Source organism: Streptomyces sp. 4N124 (genome assembly GCF_052245395.1).
Classification (GTDB): domain Bacteria; phylum Actinomycetota; class Actinomycetes; order Streptomycetales; family Streptomycetaceae; genus Streptomyces.
The window spans coordinates 1-16,628 of sequence record NZ_JBQQBS010000009.1 but is presented as its reverse complement, the minus strand read 5'-3'; the positions used below and the strand labels follow the sequence as shown (position 1 = coordinate 16,628).

14 protein-coding genes are annotated in these 16,628 nt (G+C 70.5%); 8 read left to right on the top strand and 6 right to left on the bottom strand.

Annotated elements, in window-relative coordinates:
• Positions 1–12 precede the first annotated feature (12 nt).
• Positions 13–738 (bottom strand): MerR family transcriptional regulator, encoded by a 726-nt coding sequence (locus tag ACTWQO_RS11485; RefSeq protein ID WP_443237136.1) that lies wholly within the window; start codon positions 736–738, stop codon positions 13–15.
• A 222-nt stretch (positions 739–960) separates the two neighbouring features.
• Between ACTWQO_RS11485 and ACTWQO_RS11480 the strand changes: the two genes are divergently transcribed.
• Together ACTWQO_RS11480 and ACTWQO_RS11475 are read left to right on the top strand one after the other, a co-directional pair.
• The gene (locus tag ACTWQO_RS11480) at positions 961–2,397 is read left to right on the top strand and encodes an amino acid permease (protein WP_443237135.1); all 1,437 of its coding nucleotides are present in this window, start codon (positions 961–963) and stop codon (positions 2,395–2,397) included.
• A gap of 120 nt (positions 2,398–2,517) precedes the next feature.
• Positions 2,518–3,006, top strand: a complete 489-nt coding sequence (locus tag ACTWQO_RS11475) for a F0F1 ATP synthase subunit B family protein (RefSeq protein ID WP_443237134.1) — start codon at positions 2,518–2,520, stop codon at positions 3,004–3,006.
• Here the strand turns inward: ACTWQO_RS11475 and ACTWQO_RS11470 are convergent.
• Positions 2,966–3,850 carry an arginase family protein gene (locus tag ACTWQO_RS11470; protein ID WP_443237133.1) on the bottom strand — a complete coding sequence of 295 codons (885 nt, stop codon included), beginning with the start codon at positions 3,848–3,850 and terminating at the stop codon, positions 2,966–2,968. The two genes, ACTWQO_RS11475 and ACTWQO_RS11470, sit on opposite strands and share 41 nt — an antisense overlap.
• An 89-nt stretch (positions 3,851–3,939) precedes the next feature.
• Positions 3,940–5,469 (bottom strand): M1 family metallopeptidase, encoded by a 1,530-nt coding sequence (locus tag ACTWQO_RS11465; RefSeq protein WP_443237132.1) that lies wholly within the window; start codon positions 5,467–5,469, stop codon positions 3,940–3,942.
• Between the two features lie 189 nt (positions 5,470–5,658).
• On the opposite strand from ACTWQO_RS11465, the gene ACTWQO_RS11460 reads away from it, so the two are divergent.
• From ACTWQO_RS11460 to ACTWQO_RS11450, 3 genes are all read left to right on the top strand, one after another.
• Positions 5,659–7,641 (top strand): Xaa-Pro dipeptidyl-peptidase, encoded by a 1,983-nt coding sequence (locus ACTWQO_RS11460; RefSeq protein ID WP_443237131.1) that lies wholly within the window; start codon positions 5,659–5,661, stop codon positions 7,639–7,641.
• Complete coding sequence (locus ACTWQO_RS11455) at positions 7,638–8,891, top strand: M14 family metallopeptidase (protein ID WP_443237130.1); 1,254 nt, start codon at positions 7,638–7,640, stop codon at positions 8,889–8,891. The genes ACTWQO_RS11460 and ACTWQO_RS11455 overlap by 4 nt, the downstream gene beginning before the upstream one ends.
• Positions 8,892–8,980: 89 nt before the next feature.
• Positions 8,981–10,693 (top strand): BCCT family transporter, encoded by a 1,713-nt coding sequence (locus ACTWQO_RS11450; protein ID WP_443237129.1) that lies wholly within the window; start codon positions 8,981–8,983, stop codon positions 10,691–10,693.
• On the opposite strand, the gene ACTWQO_RS11445 is transcribed toward ACTWQO_RS11450, so the two are convergent.
• Positions 10,684–11,262, bottom strand: a complete 579-nt coding sequence (locus ACTWQO_RS11445; protein WP_443237128.1) for a TetR/AcrR family transcriptional regulator — start codon at positions 11,260–11,262, stop codon at positions 10,684–10,686. The genes ACTWQO_RS11450 and ACTWQO_RS11445 overlap by 10 nt on opposite strands.
• 76 nt (positions 11,263–11,338) lie before the next feature.
• Here ACTWQO_RS11445 and ACTWQO_RS11440 point away from each other — a divergent pair, with 76 nt between their 5' ends.
• Positions 11,339–12,238 (top strand): DMT family transporter, encoded by a 900-nt coding sequence (locus ACTWQO_RS11440; protein ID WP_443237127.1) that lies wholly within the window; start codon positions 11,339–11,341, stop codon positions 12,236–12,238.
• Here ACTWQO_RS11440 and ACTWQO_RS11435 read toward each other — a convergent pair.
• Positions 12,222–13,172 carry an FAD-dependent oxidoreductase gene (locus ACTWQO_RS11435; RefSeq protein ID WP_443237126.1) on the bottom strand — a complete coding sequence of 317 codons (951 nt, stop codon included), beginning with the start codon at positions 13,170–13,172 and terminating at the stop codon, positions 12,222–12,224. The two genes, ACTWQO_RS11440 and ACTWQO_RS11435, sit on opposite strands and share 17 nt — an antisense overlap.
• A gap of 66 nt (positions 13,173–13,238) precedes the next feature.
• Between ACTWQO_RS11435 and ACTWQO_RS11430 the strand changes: the two genes are divergently transcribed.
• Entirely contained in the window at positions 13,239–14,261 is a 1,023-nt protein-coding gene (locus ACTWQO_RS11430) for an oxidoreductase (RefSeq protein ID WP_443237125.1), read from the top strand.
• A gap of 45 nt (positions 14,262–14,306) precedes the next feature.
• Complete coding sequence (locus ACTWQO_RS11425; protein WP_443237124.1) at positions 14,307–15,944, top strand: ABC-F family ATP-binding cassette domain-containing protein; 1,638 nt, start codon at positions 14,307–14,309, stop codon at positions 15,942–15,944.
• Here ACTWQO_RS11425 and ACTWQO_RS11420 read toward each other — a convergent pair.
• Positions 15,941–16,591, bottom strand: a complete 651-nt coding sequence (locus ACTWQO_RS11420; protein WP_443237123.1) for a putative glycolipid-binding domain-containing protein — start codon at positions 16,589–16,591, stop codon at positions 15,941–15,943. The genes ACTWQO_RS11425 and ACTWQO_RS11420 overlap by 4 nt on opposite strands.
• Positions 16,592–16,628: the final 37 nt, after the last annotated feature.

Genomic DNA, 16,628 nt, shown 5'->3' with positions numbered 1-16,628 from the left:
CCGCTGCCCGTCTCAGGCGGATCCGCCTGCTTCTGACATCCCGTCCAGCCACTCCCGCAGCTCCTCCCTGAGGGAGCGCTGAAACGTCGTCAGCAGAGCCTGCACCACCAGCGGATGCATGTGCGCGGACAGCGACTTCACATCCTCCGCGGCCCGCTCGGCCACGGCTTCGCGCAGCAGCCGCGACAACTCGTGCGCCGCCGCGCGCGAGTGCTCGATCAGCGCCGTGCGGGCCGCCATGATCGTCTCCTGGGACAGCGGTACGTCAAGCAGCTCGACGCCGAGGCGCAGCAGACCGGAGTCGACGCGGAACGCGCCGTCCTCGTGCGCGACCACGTTCATCGCCACCAGCCGCTCCACGTCCTGATCGCTCAGCGTCCGCCCGGCCCGCCGCTGCAACTCCTCGCGCGTCACCGTCTCCACCGAATCCGGGGCCCAGCTCGCCACCACGGCACGGTGGATGGCGAGGTCGTGCGCGCTCAGGTCCGGCGGCAGCTGCCGCAGATAGCGTTCGATCGCGGCGAGGGTCATGCCCTGTGTCTGGAGTTCCTCGATCAGCGCGAGGCGCGCGAGATGCTCCTGGCCGTAGTGACCGACCCGGCGTGGACCGATCACCGGTGGTGGCAGCAGGCCCTTGGTGCTGTAGAAGCGGACCGTGCGGACCGTGACGCCCGCCCGTGCGGCCAGCTCGTCGATCGTGAGGGTCGGCTCCGCCACGTCGGTGGGTTCGGTCGTCATGTGCAGCAGTATCGCTGTCTCACCAACACTGTGAAACCTCGGGCGCCCACCGAATGACCTTGTGAGAAGCAACGCTCTGTGACATGAGCCACCGCATACGGGGCGAGCTCCTGGGAAGGTGCTGCCTTGGTCTGTACCGCGTCCAGACGCGGTGCGGGCCACACCTTTGCACGGAAACCCGGGCCCACCCCTGCCCGGGCGCACCAGAGAGTGGTACCACCTGTGAGCAAGGACGCCGTGGACACGGCACAGGTCGCCGACCGTCCCGAGGCGACCGGGACCCCCGCGGACGCGGGCGACGCCGGCTACAGCAAGGATCTCAAGGCCCGCCACGTCAACATGATCGCCATCGGCGGCGCGATCGGCACCGGACTCTTCCTGGGCGCGGGCGGCCGCCTGCACAACGCCGGCCCCGCCCTCGCACTGGCCTACCTCGTCTGCGGCGTCTTCGCCTTCTTCGTGGTCCGCGCCCTCGGCGAGCTGGTCCTCTACCGCCCGTCCTCCGGTTCCTTCGTGTCGTACGCGCGCGAGTTCCTCGGCGAGAAGGGCGCGTACGTCGCCGGCTGGATGTACTTCCTCAACTGGTCGACGACCGGTATCGCCGACATCACCGCGATCGCGCTCTACACGCACTACTGGAGCATGTTCACCGACATCCCCCAGTGGGTGCTGGCGCTGATCGCCCTGGCCGTCGTCCTGGCGGTGAACCTGATCTCGGTGAAGATCTTCGGCGAGATGGAGTTCTGGTTCGCGATCATCAAGGTCGCCACGCTGGTGGGCTTCATGCTGATCGGCATCTTCCTGCTGGCCACCCAGCACGAGGTGGGCGGCACGACACCCGGCCTGGCCGTGATCACCGACAACGGCGGCATCTTCCCGCACGGCCTGATGCCGGTCGTCCTCGTCATGCAGGGCGTGATCTTCGCGTACGCGGCGCTGGAACTGGTCGGCGTCGCCGCGGGCGAGACCGCCGAGCCGGAGAAGATCGTCCCGCGCGCGGTGAACTCGATCATGTGGCGCGTGGGCCTGTTCTACGTCGGCTCGGTCGTCCTCCTCGCCCTCCTCCTCCCCGGCTCGGTGTACTCGGCCGACCAGAGCCCCTTCGTCACGGTCCTGTCGAAGATCGGCGTACCGGCGGCGGGCGACGTGATGAACCTGGTGGTGCTGACGGCGGCGATGTCGTCGCTGAACTCCGGCCTGTACTCGACGGGCCGCATCCTGCGCTCCATGGCGATGGCGGGCTCGGCCCCCAAGTTCACCGCCCGCATGAACCGCAGCCAGGTCCCCTACGGCGGCATCCTGCTCACCTGCGCGGTATGCGTGCTCGGCGTCGGCCTGAACTTCCTCGTGCCGAGCCAGGCCTTCGAGATCGTGCTGAACGTCGCCTCCCTCGGCATCATCAGCACCTGGGTGATCATCATGGTCTGCCACCTGGTCTTCGTCCGCCGCGCCAAGGCGGGCCTGGTCACCCGACCGCACTTCCGGCTCCCCGGCAGCCCCGTCACCGAGATCACCACGATCGCCTTCCTGCTGGCCTGCCTCGCCATGATGTGGAACGACCCCGAGGTCGGCCGCAAGACGCTCCTCCTCATCCCGCTGATCGCCGCAATGCTGACCGCCGGCTGGTACGCCCTCCGCCGCCGCACGGCAACGAAATAACACACGGTCAGCGATGCGCCCCATAGGGGCACGGGGAACTGCGCGACCAGCCACACTCAACCCGCAGATACCCACCGCCGGAGGGCCTACGGCGACCCACTCAGTGGGTAAAGGAGCGGCATGGACCTAATTCCGGTGGAGATCGGCCCGCTGAACCCCCAGGTACTGGACCTGGCCGTCGGCCTCGTGCTGTTCGCCGTCTGCTACCTCAGCATGGTCCCGCTGCTCCGCCGCGCCCGCCGCATCATGGACGCGCGTGACCAGGCGACGGACGGAGTCGCCCAGCACGCCGAGCAGGTCCGCGCCCTCGCCGAGGAGAAGCGCGACGAGGCGCAGACCCTGCTCGCCGAGGCCCGGCACGACGCGGCGCGCACGCGCCAGCAGGCGGAGGCAGAGGGCGCTTCACTCATCGCCGAGGCCCGCGCCGACGGCATACGCGAGCGCGACGCACTCCTCGCCCGTGCCGCCACCCGCCTTGAGGCCGACCGTGCCGCCGCGGAAGCCGAACTCCACACGCACATCCCGGAGTTGGCGGCAGAGCTGGCGAGCCGCGTGCTGGGCGAGCCGGTCAGCCCCGGGACGCGAACGCCCGCAGCAGACACTCGGTGAGCCGTGCCGCGATGGTGCCGTCGGGGTCGAGGCGTGGGTTGAAGATCGCGACGTCGAGGCCCATCGCACCCGGCCCGGAGAGGGCAGTGCCGAGCACCGCCTCCAACTCCTCCCAGGACAGCCCGCCGGACAGCCGGTAGTCCACCGCGGGCATGACCGCGTCGTCCAGTACGTCGACGTCGAGATGCACCCAGTACCCCGCGGTGCCACCGCCCGTGAGGAGATCCACCGCACGCCGTGCCGCCTCGGCCGCGCCCAACTCCCGTACCGCGTCGAGGTCCATCGCGTGCAGTGCGTCCGGCAGCGGCTGCATCCCGAACACCGAGGCCTCCGCCTGGTCCCGGAAGCCCAGGGCGACCGCGTCCGCGTCCTGCACCAGCGGCCCCCGCCCCTCCAGATCGGCCAGGACGGCGGGCCCGCGCCCGGTGGCCAGGGCCAGCTCCATGGAGGCCACCTCGCCGACCGGTTCCGCCGCCGGCTGGTAGAAGTCGGTGTGGCCGTCGAGGAACAGCAGCCCGTGCCGCCCCCGTCGCCGCAGCGCCAGCAGATTGCCGAGCAGCACGCTGCAGTCGCCGCCCAGCACCACCGGGAACCGGCCCTCGTCGAGCACCCCGCCCACCACGTCGGCAAGCCGTACGGAGTAGTCGGCGATCCCCGCCGGATTGAGGACCTCGGTCTCCGTGTCCCGCTCAGGGTCGTACGGCCCCGGTTCGACCCTGCCCGCCCGCACCGCGCCGAGGCCGTCGGCCAGACCCGCGTCGAGCAGTGCCCCGGGCAGCTCCTCGACGCCGGTCGGCCGCAGCCCCAGCACGGACGGTGCCTCGATGATCGCGACGTCCCGCACTGGAAGACTCCCTCGTCAGGCGGCGCCGGCCGGCCCACGCGTGTCCGGCGCGTGGGCCCACCGTAAACCGCGGGAGGGCGCGGAGCGCGTCAGTGCTGGTGTCGCGGGGCGTCCCGGTCCGCGTCTTCGTGGTCGTGCACCCCGTTCGTCGCGGCGATCTTCTTCCATGACTTCGGCGGCGCTTCAGGTGCCGCCTCCCGGGTGATGGACGCGGACCGTGCCGCGGGCGCGCTCGGCTTGGACGGCTGGTACAGCCAGGTGTCGAAGAGCGCGGCCAGCGGCTTGCCCGACACCTGTTCGGCGTACACCCGGAAGTCGGCCACCGACGCGTTGCCGTGCGCGTACTTCTTCGGCCAGCCCTTGAGGACGGCGAAGAACGCCTCGTCCCCGATCTCGTTCCGCAGCGCCTGCAGGGCCAGCGCGCCCCGGTCGTAGACCGCGAGGTGGAACTGGTTCTCCGGCCCCGGGTCGCCCGGCTTCACCGTCCAGAACGCATCGTCCGCCGGATGCGACGCGTACACGTAGTCCGCGATCTCCTGCGCCGTGCCCTCGCCCTCGTGCTCGGACCACAGCCACTGCGCGTACCGGGCGAAGCCCTCGTTGATCCAGATGTCCTTCCAGCCGGCCACGGACACCAGGTCGCCGTACCACTGGTGGGCCAGCTCATGGACGACGACGGAGGTGTTCGAGCCGCTCGCGAACTGGCGCGGGCTGTAGAAGGGCCGGGTCTGGGTCTCCAGCGCGTACCCGGTGTCGGTGTTCGGCACGTATCCGCCGAGCGCGTTGTACGGGTACGGCCCGAAGTACCCGGTCAGCCAGTCGGCGATCTCCCCGGTCCGCTCCACGCTCGCGCGCGCCGCGCCGGCGTTTGCGCCCAGGTCCTTGCTGTAGGCGTTGATGACCGGAATGCCGCTCTCGGTCGTGCCCGTCGTGACGTCGAACTTCCCGGCCGCGAGCGTGGCGAGGTAGGTCGCCTGCGGCTTGTCGGAGCGCCAGTTGTAGCGGGTCCAGCCGGCGCGTGAACTCGACGACTGGAGCGTGCCGTTGGAGATGGCCTGGGTACCGTCGGGCACGGCGACCGACACGTCGTAGGTGGCCTTGTCGAGCGGGTGGTCGTTGCTCGGGAACCACCACCAGGCCGCCTCGGGCTCGTTCGCGGCGACTCCGCCGTCCGGTGTGCGGTGCCAGCTGGTGAAGCCGTACGCCTGCTTGGACGACGGCACTCCGCTGTACCGCACGACGACGGTGACCGAGGTGCCCTTGGGCAGGGGCTTGCTGGGCGTGATCTCCAGCTCGTGCTCGCCGGACGTCGTGAAGGACGCCCTGGCTCCGTTGACCCGCACTTCGCTCACGTCCAGCAGGAAGTCCAGGTTGAACCGGGACAGGTCCTGCGTGGTGCGGGCCAGCAGGGTCGCGGTGCCCGACAGTTCGTCGGTGGCCGGCTGGTACTTCAGCCGCAGGTCGTAGTGGGAGACGTCGTATCCGCCGTTGCCGTAGGCCGGGTAGTAGGGGTCGCCGATACCCGGCGCGCCAGGGGACACGCTCGCGGCCGATGCCGGGATCGCCAGCAGCAGCCAGGCCGCGGCGAGCGAGCCCGGCGCGATGAATCTGCGGTGCACGAAAGCTCCAAGTCGTAGGGGACCGAAGTCTGTTCGGAGCCTATTCATTCGCTGTGTTCCCTGGCGTGTCCATGGTGGCCCCTGTCACACGATCGCCATTCGGCCGTCATGAGCCGAATGGCGCAACCGTCTCGTCCGCACCGGATGGCCCTCTTCTGCACGGGAGTTGACCGATGTACCGTCCGGCGCATGCCGATACGCATGCGCTTGACGACCTGGAGACCGCTCGTGCGCTTCACGACCTGGAGATCGCTCGCCGCCGTCGCCGTAGCCGCCCTGATGGCCGCGCTCCTCACCCCGGCCGCGGCCCACGGCGCCCCGCGCGAGAGCAGGCCGGTGTACTCGTACGAGAAAGCCGTCCGCGAGGCCGTATGGGTGGACACCGGACTCGACGGCGACAGCGACGGAAGGACGGACCGCGTCGCCGTCGACATCGTCCGCCCGCGCGAACCCGCCCAGCAGGGCCGGAAGATCCCGGTCATCATGGACGCCAGCCCCTACTACTCCTGCTGCGGACGCGGCAACGAGAGCCAGCTGAAGACGTACGACGCGGACGGCGACGTCGTCCAGATGCCGCTCTTCTACGACAACTACTTCGTGCCGCGCGGCTACGCGTTCGTCGGCGTCGACCTCACCGGCACCAACCGCTCCGACGGCTGCGTGGACATCGGCGGCCGCTCCGACATCCAGTCCGCCAAAGCGGTCGTCGACTGGCTGAACGGCCGTGCCAAGGCCTACACCACCCGCACCGGCACGACCCGCGCCAAGGCCACCTGGACCAACGGCAGGACGGGGATGATCGGCAAGAGCTGGGACGGCACGATCGCCAACGGCGTCGCTGCCACCGGCGTTCGGGGCCTCGAGACCATCGTCCCGATCGCCGCCATCTCCACTTGGTACGACTACTACTTCACCAAGGGTGCCCCGCTCTACGACTCCGGCCCCGACGCGCTGTCCAACGCCGTCGAGAGCGCCGACGCCCGCGCCAAGTGCGCGGCCGTCCAGCAGAAGCTCGTCGACGGCGCCCCGCGTACGGGCGACCGGACACCGCTGTGGACCGAGCGCGACTACGTCAAGGACGCCGCGAACGTGAAGGCGAGCGTCTTCCTGATCCACGGCATGCAGGACCTCAACGTCCGTATGCAGCACGTCGGTCCGTGGTGGGACGCCCTTGCGAAGAACGGCGTCGAGCGCAAGATCTGGCTCTCCCAGACCGGCCATGTCGACCCCTTCGACTTCCGCCGCGCCGACTGGGTCGACACCCTGCACCGCTGGTTCGACCACGAACTCCTCGGCTACGACAACGGCATCGACGACGAGCCCATGGCCGACATCGAACGCCACCCCGACCAGTGGGTCACCTCGGACACCTGGCCGCCGAGCGGCACCCGGACCACCACCCTGCGCCCCGACTCGGGTGCCCAGCCCGGCGTCGGCACCCTGGGCCTCGGCAAGGGCCGCGGCACCGAGACCTTCACCGACGACCCCCAGCTGGGCGAGACCGACTGGGCCGCGCAGATCGGCACCTCGACCCCCGGCAAGACGGGCTTCGTCACAGGGCCGCTCACCCGCGATCTGCGCTTGTCCGGCTCCTCCGGGGTGACCGTCACCGCGACCCCGACCACCTCGACGGCCCACCTCTCCGCCGTTCTCGTGGACCTCGGCCCCGACACCATCCGCGACTACGCGGCGCGCGGCGAGGGCATCACCACCCTCACCGACCGCACCTGCTGGGGCGCGAGCACCAGCGGCGACAGCGCCTGCTTCAAGGAGACGAAGGCGACGACGGCGGACGTCGACTACACGATCGTCAGCCGCGGCTGGGCCGACCTCGGCAACCACGCCTCCGACGAGACGGGCAGCCCGCTCACCCCGGGCAAGGCGTACCGCATCACCCTCGACCTGGGCGCGACCGACCATGTGATCCCGGCCGGACACCGGCTGGCGCTGATTGTCGCGGGCACCGACAGGGACCTCATCGAGCCGCCGTCGACCAAGCCGACGCTGGCCCTCGACCTGTCCCGCACCTCGGCCCAGGTCCCGCTGGTCGGCGGCGCCAAGGCCTTCGTCCGCGCCACCGCGGGCTCCGCGCCGCTCGCCCCTGAGGCCATCACCCTCGACGGCGTCCAGGCGCCGCGCACCGTCCAGCGCATTCCGGGAGGCAATCGGTGATCCGCGCACTGACCGTCATCACGGCGGCCCTCGCCGCATCCCTGGTCGCCGGGCCGGCGCAGGCGGCGGACTCTCCGCCGCGCACCGGATTCGAGCAGTCGAACGGCGCCCGCTGGACCACCCAGCCGGAGGAGCAGGACTTCCTGGCCGCCGTCGACAAGGCGAGCGACCGCGTCTCGATCGCCCGCATCGGTACGACGAAGCAGGGCCGCCCGCTCCAACTCGCCCGCCTCGGCGCACCCCACGCGCCCACCAAGGTCCTGCTCATCTGCACCCAGCACGGCGACGAACCGTCCGGCCGCGAGGCCTGTCTGACCACCATCCGCGATCTCACCTACGCGACCGACCACCAAACCCGCCGCTTCCTGGACCGCACCACCCTGCTCGTCGTGCCCACCGCCAACCCCGACGGCCGGGCCGCCGACACCCGCGGCAACAGCGACGGCGTCGACATCAACCGCGACCACCTCGCCCTGCAGACGGCCGAGGCACGCACCCTGGCCACGGTCATCCGCGACCAACGCCCCGACCTTGTCTACGACTTGCACGAGTACGGCGCCACACCGCCGTACTACGACAAGGACCTCTTCGACCTCTGGCCCCGCAACCTCAACGCGGCCACCGCCGTCCACGACGAGGGCGAGACCCTCTCCCAGGCCTACGTCCGCCCCGCCGCACAGAACGCCGGGTACACGGCGGGCACCTACGGCATCTGGACCGACCCCGTCACCGGTGACCCGATCAAGCAGGTCGCCGGCGACGGCCAGGAACGCATCCTGCGGAACATGTCCGGCGTCAAGCACTCGATCGGCCTGCTCATCGAGAGCCGCGTCGATCCCCTGACCGACGCCGAGAAGGCGGACGAGTCGCTGAACAACCGGCGCCGGGTCGACTCCCAACTCGCCGCGCTGAAGGGCTTGTTCGAGTACATCGACGAGCGTCGCAGGCAGGTCGAGGTCGCGACGGGCAGCGCGCGCCTCGCGGGCTACGCCGACAGAGGCCCCGTCTACGTCGGCGGCGCCGACAACGACCCGCCCGAACCGGCCGAGGTGATCCAGGACCCGCCCTGCGGCTACCGGCTCACCCGGGACCAGTACACGGAGTTCAAGGACGAACTCGCCCTGCACGGAGTGCGGACGCAGGGCACCTACGTCCCGCTCCGCCAGTCCCTGCGCGCCCTCGTCCCGCTGCTGCTCGACGAGCGCGCGCCGTACCACCTCACGGCCGGTGAGCCCGACACCGACTGCTGAGGCGGTCTGGATCGGCGGCACCTGTGGTAGGCCGTGAGGCACAACACAGAACAGGCGTACCTCACGGTTTCTCAGGGAAGGTGCCGCAGATGACTGAAGATCTGAAGAAGAGGGGAGGCGGCCGGGAAGGTCCCTCGGACATTCCCGGCGGCCCGGGCCACCAGACGGACCGAGTGGTGTTCGGCGTCACCGCCGTCATCACCGTGGCCTTCGTGATCTGGGGCGCGGTGGGGACGGACTCACTGGAGAGCGCCTCCACGAAGATGCTCAACGGCTTGATCCACAACGGTGGCTGGGCCTTCATACTGGCGGCCTCGGCCTTCGTCGTCTTCGCGTTGTGGCTCGCGATGAGCCGCTACGGCCGGATCCACCTCGGCGCCGAGGGCGAAGAGCCCGAGTTCCGCACCGTGTCCTGGGTCGCGATGATGTTCAGCGCCGGCATGGGCATCGGCCTGATGTTCTACGGCGTGAGCGAGCCGCTCTCGCACTACACGACACCGCCTCCGGGCACCGACCCCGCCGACTCCGCGGAACGCATGGAGACGGCGATGGCCACCACCCTCTTCCACTGGACCCTGCACCCCTGGGCGATCTACGCGGTGGTCGGCCTCGCCATCGCCTACAGCACCTTCCGCAAACGCCGGCGCCAGACCATCAGCGCGGTCTTCACCCCGCTCATCGGGGAGAAGCACGCGAACGGTACCGGCGGCCGGGTGATCGACATCCTCGCGATCATCGCCACCGTCTTCGGCTCCGCCGCCTCGCTGGGCCTGGGAGCGCTCCAGATCGGCTCCGGTTTCCAGGAGCTGGACTGGATGGACGACGTGAGCACCGGACTGCTCGTCGCCATCATCGCCGTGCTGACCCTGGCCTTCGTCGCCTCGGCGGTCTCCGGCATCGAGCGGGGCATCCAGTGGCTGTCCAACACCAACATGGTGCTCGCCCTGATCCTCGCCCTGTTCGTGTTCGTCGCGGGTCCCACGATCATCGTGCTCGACCTGCTGCCCACCTCCGTCTTCTCCTATCTGGGTGATCTGCCGCAGCTCGCGGGCCGCACCGAGGCCAGCACCGGCGAGGGCGTCGCGGACTGGCTCGGCAGCTGGACCGTCTTCTACTGGGCGTGGTGGATCTCCTGGACGCCGTTCGTCGGCATGTTCATCGCGCGCATCAGCCGGGGCCGCACCATCCGGCAGTTCGTCGGCGGCGTGATCCTCGTGCCCAGCACCGTCAGCCTCGTCTGGTTCGCGGTCTTCGGCGGTTCGGCGATGAGGCTGAAGGAGGGCGGCGCGCTCGGCGAGGAGTCGACCCCCGAGGGCCAGCTCTTCGGCCTCCTCCAGGAGTTCCCCATCGCGACCGTCACCAGCCTGCTGGTGATGATCCTGGTCGGCATCTTCTTCGTCTCGGGTGCCGACGCCGCGTCCATCGTGATGGGCACGCTCTCCCAGAAGGGCGCCCTCGAACCCGGCCGCTTCGTCGTCGTGTTCTGGGGCGTGGTGACCGGAGCCGTCGCCGCCATCATGCTGCTCGTCGGCAGCGGCCAGGGCGATGCGCTCACCGGCCTGCAGAACCTGACGATCCTGGCCGCCGCGCCGTTCGTCCTCGTGATGATCGGGATGTGCGTCGCCCTCATGCGCGACCTGCGCCACGACCCCATCATCGTGCGCGGCGCGATGGGCTCCGAGGCCGTCGAACTCGCCGTGATCGAGGGTCACCAGAAGTACGACGGCGACTTCGGGATCAGGGTCGGACCAGGCCCCGGCACGGAGACGGAGGGCGACCCACTGGGGCACGACTACCGCTGAGCGTCGAGGAGTTCGCCCGCCTCCTCTCGGGCACGGCCGATCGGGTCGGGGAAGATGCGCAGGCCGTGGGCGACCAGCGCGCCCTCGTGGAGCAGCATCAGGGCGGGGGCCAGCTGGTCGGCCCGGCCGGGCGCGATTTCCCGGACCAGATCGGTGAAGAGCTCCAGCATCCATTGCTTCTGCCCGATGATGATCGCGTAGGCCGGGTGGGCGGGATCGCTGATCTCGGCGTGGGCGTTGACCATGCTGCACCCCTTCGGGCTGCCCTCGGTCATCCAGGACCGGGATGCGTCGAACACCGTGAGAACGCGGTCGACGGATCCCGGTTCCACGCGATCCAGCCGTTCGGCGACGAAGCGCCGCCAGCGCTCGTCGCGGTCGGCGAGGTATTCGACGACGATCTGGTCCTTGGACCCGAACCGGTCGTAGAGCGTCTTCTTCGTCACCCCGGCCTCGGCGGCGATCAGGTCCACCCCGACCGCGTGGATGCCGCGGTCGTAGAACAGCCGGGACGCCGCCGCGAGAACGCGGTGCGCACCGGGCGTCATCGTGATCCGCCTGGTACTCATGGCACCTGACTATACCGATCTGTATAGTGGTCTGAGTAGGTAGACCGATCTGTATAGCCACAGTGAGTGGTGGACCATGAACATCCTGCTGTCGGTCGCCTTCGTGCTCTGCTGGAGCTCGGGGTTCGTCGGCGCCAAGCTGGGCACGGAGCACGCGGGCGCGGTGACGCTCCTGATGTGGCGCTTTCTGCCGCTGGCCGTCATCCTCATCGCGGTCGCCATCGGCCGCGGGCGGGCCTCATGGCAGGGACTGACCGCGCGTGACATCGCACGGCAGAGCGCGATCGGGCTGCTCTCCCAGAGCGGCTATCTGCTCACCGTCTACTACGCCATCCAGCTCGGCGTCTCCAGCGGCACGACCGCCCTGATCGACGGCACGCAGCCCCTCGTAGCGGGCGCGCTCGCCGGCCCGCTGCTGCGTCAGTACGTCTCCGCGCGGCAGTGGCTCGGCCTGTGCCTGGGCCTCGCCGGTGTCGCCGTCGTCACCACGGCCGACGCCTCGGCGACCACCGCCGTCGCCTGGTGGGTCTATCTCGTCCCGTTCGCCGGGATGCTCTCGCTGGTGGCGGCCACCTTCCTCGAAGAGCGTTCCCGGGCACAGGCGACGCCGATGGTGTCGATGACCGTCCACTGCACCACCAGCGCACTCGTCTTCACGGTCGCCGCCTCCGCGGCCGGGGCCGCGGCTCCCTCCTCCGCACCGTCGTTCTGGCTGGCCACCGTGTGGCTCGTGACGCTGTCGACGTTCGGCGGCTACGGGCTGTACTGGCTGGTGCTGCAGCGCTCCGGGGTGACCAAGGTCAACACGCTGATGTTCCTGATGGCCCCCGTCACGGCCGTCTGGGGTGCCGCCATGTTCGGTGAGCCGTTCACCGCGCAGACCGCCGTCGGCCTGGCGGTCGCTCTCTCGGCGGTGGCCGTCGTGCACCGCGCGAGCCCACGGGAGGGGCAGGAGCGGGTCACAGCCGCTCGTTGACGACCCGGGCCACCTCGTCCGCGCAGCCCCAGGCCACGGTGACACCCGCACCGCCATGGCCGTAGTTGTGCACCAACAGCCGCCCGTCCGGCAGCAGTTCGCGCTCCAGCCGGACCGTGTCCCGCGCGGGCCGCAGCCCGACCCGATGGTCCAGCACCCGCGCCCCGGCGATCTCCGGCCGCAGCGCCGCACACCGCCGTACGATCGCCTCCGCCACCGCCGGGTCCGGCTCGGTCGAGAAGTCGTCCTCGTCCGCCGTGCCGCCCAGCAGCAACCGGCCGGGCTGCGGAAAGAAGTACGCCATCGCCCCGGCGGCGTCGGTGGAGACGAGCCAGGTCCGGATGCCGGGGTTCTCCACGACGACCAACTGCCCGCGCACAGGACGTACGGACGCATCCGGCACCAGCTCCCGCGCCCCCAGCCCGGTGCAGTTGACCACGACGGGCGCGTCGACCTCCGCGAAGGCGGACACCGTACGCACCTCGAGCGCACCGCCCGCGCCGAGGAACCGCTCCCGCAGCCACGGCAGATGGACCGCCATGTCGATCAGCGGCAGCCGCGCCCACAAGCCCGTGCCCGGGTACTCCTCGGCGGTCGCCGGACGCAGCCCCGGCAGCCGGTCGGCGGCCCAGGCATCGTCGAGACCGGTCTCGCCCAGTACCCCTTCGACCATGCGTACGCCGGTGACCTCGGGCCGTCCCGCCAACTCCTCGTACACATCGAGCGACCGCAGCGCCCACCTGCGCGCCTGCGCGACCGGCTCGATCCGGTACGGCCACCACAGCGCGCCCGCAACCGCCGAGGTGGTCCGCTCCACCGGATCCCGCGACCACATCCGCACCCGGCGGCCCCGCTCGGCGAGGACGACGGCCGTGGTCAGCCCGATGACCCCGCCGCCGACCACGATGATCTCGTCGTTCGGCTCATTGCTCACCCGGGGACGGTAGCGGAATGTGTCATGCCGTGCTCAGAGAGCGTTCTCTCTGGGGATACTCACAGCATGTCTGCCGAGTACGCGACCTTCGGCCTGGCACCGGCGATGCGTGCCGGTGGAGTTCTCGCCAACGGTGACTACCAAGTACACCGGGATTTCGTGGACTTCATCGTGAACGACCGTCCGCTGCTGTTCCAGCTCTCCGACCTCGACGCCGTCTCCCCACTCGCCTCGGACGTCCCACCCGCGATCTTCACCGCCCAGGTCCGCAGCCTGATGCTGGAGACCGACGCACCCCTGCCCGGTGGCCGGTACGTCATCTACGGCTGTCCCGAATGCGAGGACCTGGGGTGCGGGGCGGTCACCGCGGTCATCGAGAAGGAAGGCGACGACTACATCTGGCGCGACTTCGCCTGGCAGACCGAGGAGTACGCCGACCTGGAGCTCAACGGCTACCACGGCATAGGGCCGTTCCGCTTCCATGGTGCCGAGTACCGGACGGCGCTCAACTCACTGCTGGACGGCTCCGGCAGCGCCCGCCGCCGCGTCCTGCTCATCGGCGCCCGCGTCGCCCTGCTGGCCAAGCTCGCCGCCGCGCTGCGCACCATCGGCATCGGCGCCGACATCACCCGCGACGCGGCCGACGTCCCCGCCGACGAACTGCGCGGCTACGGCGCCGTCGCCTTCGGCCGCGCGGTCACCCAGCAGGAACGTGCCGCCGTACGCGCCGCCTTCGACCGCGCCGGTGTCGATGTCGCCTACGTCGACGGACTCGCCCCGATCGTCCCGCTGCTCGTCGCCCAGATCGAACACGCCCTGGACCGCAGCCCCGCCGACCGGCGCCGGCTGACCCGGCTGGTCGCCGCCGACGGCGAAGCGGGCATCGAGGTCACCTCGCCCTGCCGGGTCCAGCTCACCGCGTACCGCCTCGACCGCCTCTACCGCACCCACGCCCACGAGGTCTTCGACGGAATCCTGGAACCCGGCCGGCATCGCATCGCCCTGGACGCCAAGGCGGTGAAGGGGGAGTCCTTCGTGGTGGCGCGGACGTCGGGAAGCGTGCTGGTGGAGGCGATGGCGCACGGATGATCCGGGCGCGATCCGCTCCGTACGGCCACTAGGATCTACGGTCTGATGACTGCCACCCTCGTCGCCAAGAACCTCGCCGCCGGCCACGGCGACCGCGCGCTGTTCACCGGGCTCGACCTCGTCGTCGCGCCCGGCGATGTGATCGGCCTGGTCGGGGCCAACGGCGCCGGCAAGTCCACGCTGCTGCGGATCCTCGCCGGACTCGCCACGCCGGAGGACGGCGAGCTGCGCCTCTCGCCGCCCACGGCGACCGTGGGCCACCTCCCGCAGGAGCCCGAGCGCCGCCCGGGCGAGACCGTACGGGAGTTCCTGGCCCGCCGCACCGGCGTGGCCGAGGCCCAGCGCACGATGGACGAGGCCACCCAGGCGCTCGTCGACGGAGCACCGGGCGCCGACGACGCGTACGCGACGAGCCTGGAGCGCTGGCTCGACCTCGGCGGCGCCGACCTGGACGAACGGGCGGAGGAGGTCACCGACTCACTGGGCCTGGCCGTGGACCTCGACCAGGCGATGACCTCCCTCTCCGGCGGCCAGGCGGCGCGCGCGGGCCTTGCCTCCCTCCTGCTGTCCCGCTACGACGTCTTCCTGCTCGACGAGCCGACCAACGACCTCGACCTGGACGGCCTGGAACGCCTCGAACGCTTTGTGAGCGGCCTGCGCGCCGGCACGGTCGTCGTCAGCCACGACCGCGAGTTCCTCGCCCGCACCGTCACCAAGGTCCTCGAACTCGACCTCGTACAGGGACAGATCAATCTCTACGGCGGCGGCTACGAGGCCTATCTGGAGGAACGCGAGACGGCCCGGCGGCACGCCCGCGAGGACTACGAGGAGTACGCCGACAAGAAGGCGGCCCTCCAGGACCGGGCGCAGATGCAGCGCACCTGGATGGACAAGGGCGTGAAGAACGCACGCCGCAAGGCCAGCGACAACGACAAGATCGGCCGCAAGTTCCGCAGCGAGGCCAGCGAGAAACAGGCCGCGAAGGCCCGCCAGACGCAACGCATGATCGAACGCCTTGACGTCGTCGACGAGCCGCGCAAGGAGTGGGAGCTGCGGATGGAGATCGCGGCGGCCCCGCGTTCCGGCGCCGTGGTCGCCACCCTGCGGGACGCCGAGGTGCGGCGCGGTGACTTCGTCCTCGGCCCGGTGTCCCTGCAGATCGACTGGGCGGACCGGGTGGCCGTGACCGGCGCGAACGGGGCGGGCAAGTCGACCCTGCTCGGCGCCCTGCTCGGCCGGGTCCCCGTGGACGCGGGCCAGGCCTCCCTCGGCTCCGGCGTCCTCGTCGGCGAGGTCGACCAGGCCCGCAAGGTGTTCCACGGCCCGGAGTCCCTGCTGGACGCCTTCAGCGCGGCCGTTCCCGACACCGAACCGGCCGAAGTGCGCACGCTGCTCGCCAAGTTCGGCCTGAAGTCGGACCACGTACTGCGCCCGGCGGCGACGCTGTCACCGGGCGAGCGGACCAGAGCCGCGCTCGCCCTGCTCCAGGGCCGAGGCGTCAACCTTCTCGTCCTCGACGAGCCGACCAACCACCTCGACCTCCCGGCCATCGAGCAACTGGAGTCGGCTCTGGATTCGTACGAGGGCACGCTGCTCCTGGTTACTCACGACCGCCGCATGCTGGACGCGGTGCATGTGACGCGCCGCTTGGAGGTCGCGGACGGCAAGGTGACGGAGCGCTAGCGCTCCGCTGGTGGTGCCGCTGTCTGTCGTCTGTTGTCTGCGGCGCCGTCGTGGCTGGTCGCGCAGTTCCCCGCGCCCCTTCGGGGCGCCAGACGCGTCGCCAGTCCCGGGTAGTCGACGACGCAGCCGTCCACGTCGAACACCAGGTCGCTGCGGAAGTCGCCCGAGGTGAAGCGGACGCGTCCGCCGTCGTCGGTGTGGTCGAGGTGGGTGTACCGCTGCGGCGACGGCTGGACGGTCAGGTCCGGCACCGAGACCCAGGCCATGAGGAAGTCCTCTTCACCCGGCGTGCGATGGAGCCCGTGCCGCAGTACCGGCATGGTGTTGGTCAGCGGGCACAGGCCGAGGTCGCAGTCGAGGGCGCCGTCGATGCCGGGCAGCCGCTCGCCGTCCGCGGTCCACCGGCCCTCGCCGTCATGGCGCAGATCGAGGTCCCGTGTGCCGGAGTGGGTCTCGGCGGTGACCCGCAGCCGCCGGGTCACGAAGCCCTCGGTGGTGTCGAGTTCGTACGCGATCCAGTACGGCTGCGGAACCGTCCCCACCGCACGGCCACGGGCCCGCATGGCATCGCCGGTCAGCTCGATCCAGGCGGTCTCGGTCCCCTTGCTCTCGAACACTTCCCAGGTGATGACGCGTGACGTCGACATGCCGTCACCCTAGGGGCGAACGGGCCCGGGGCCCAAG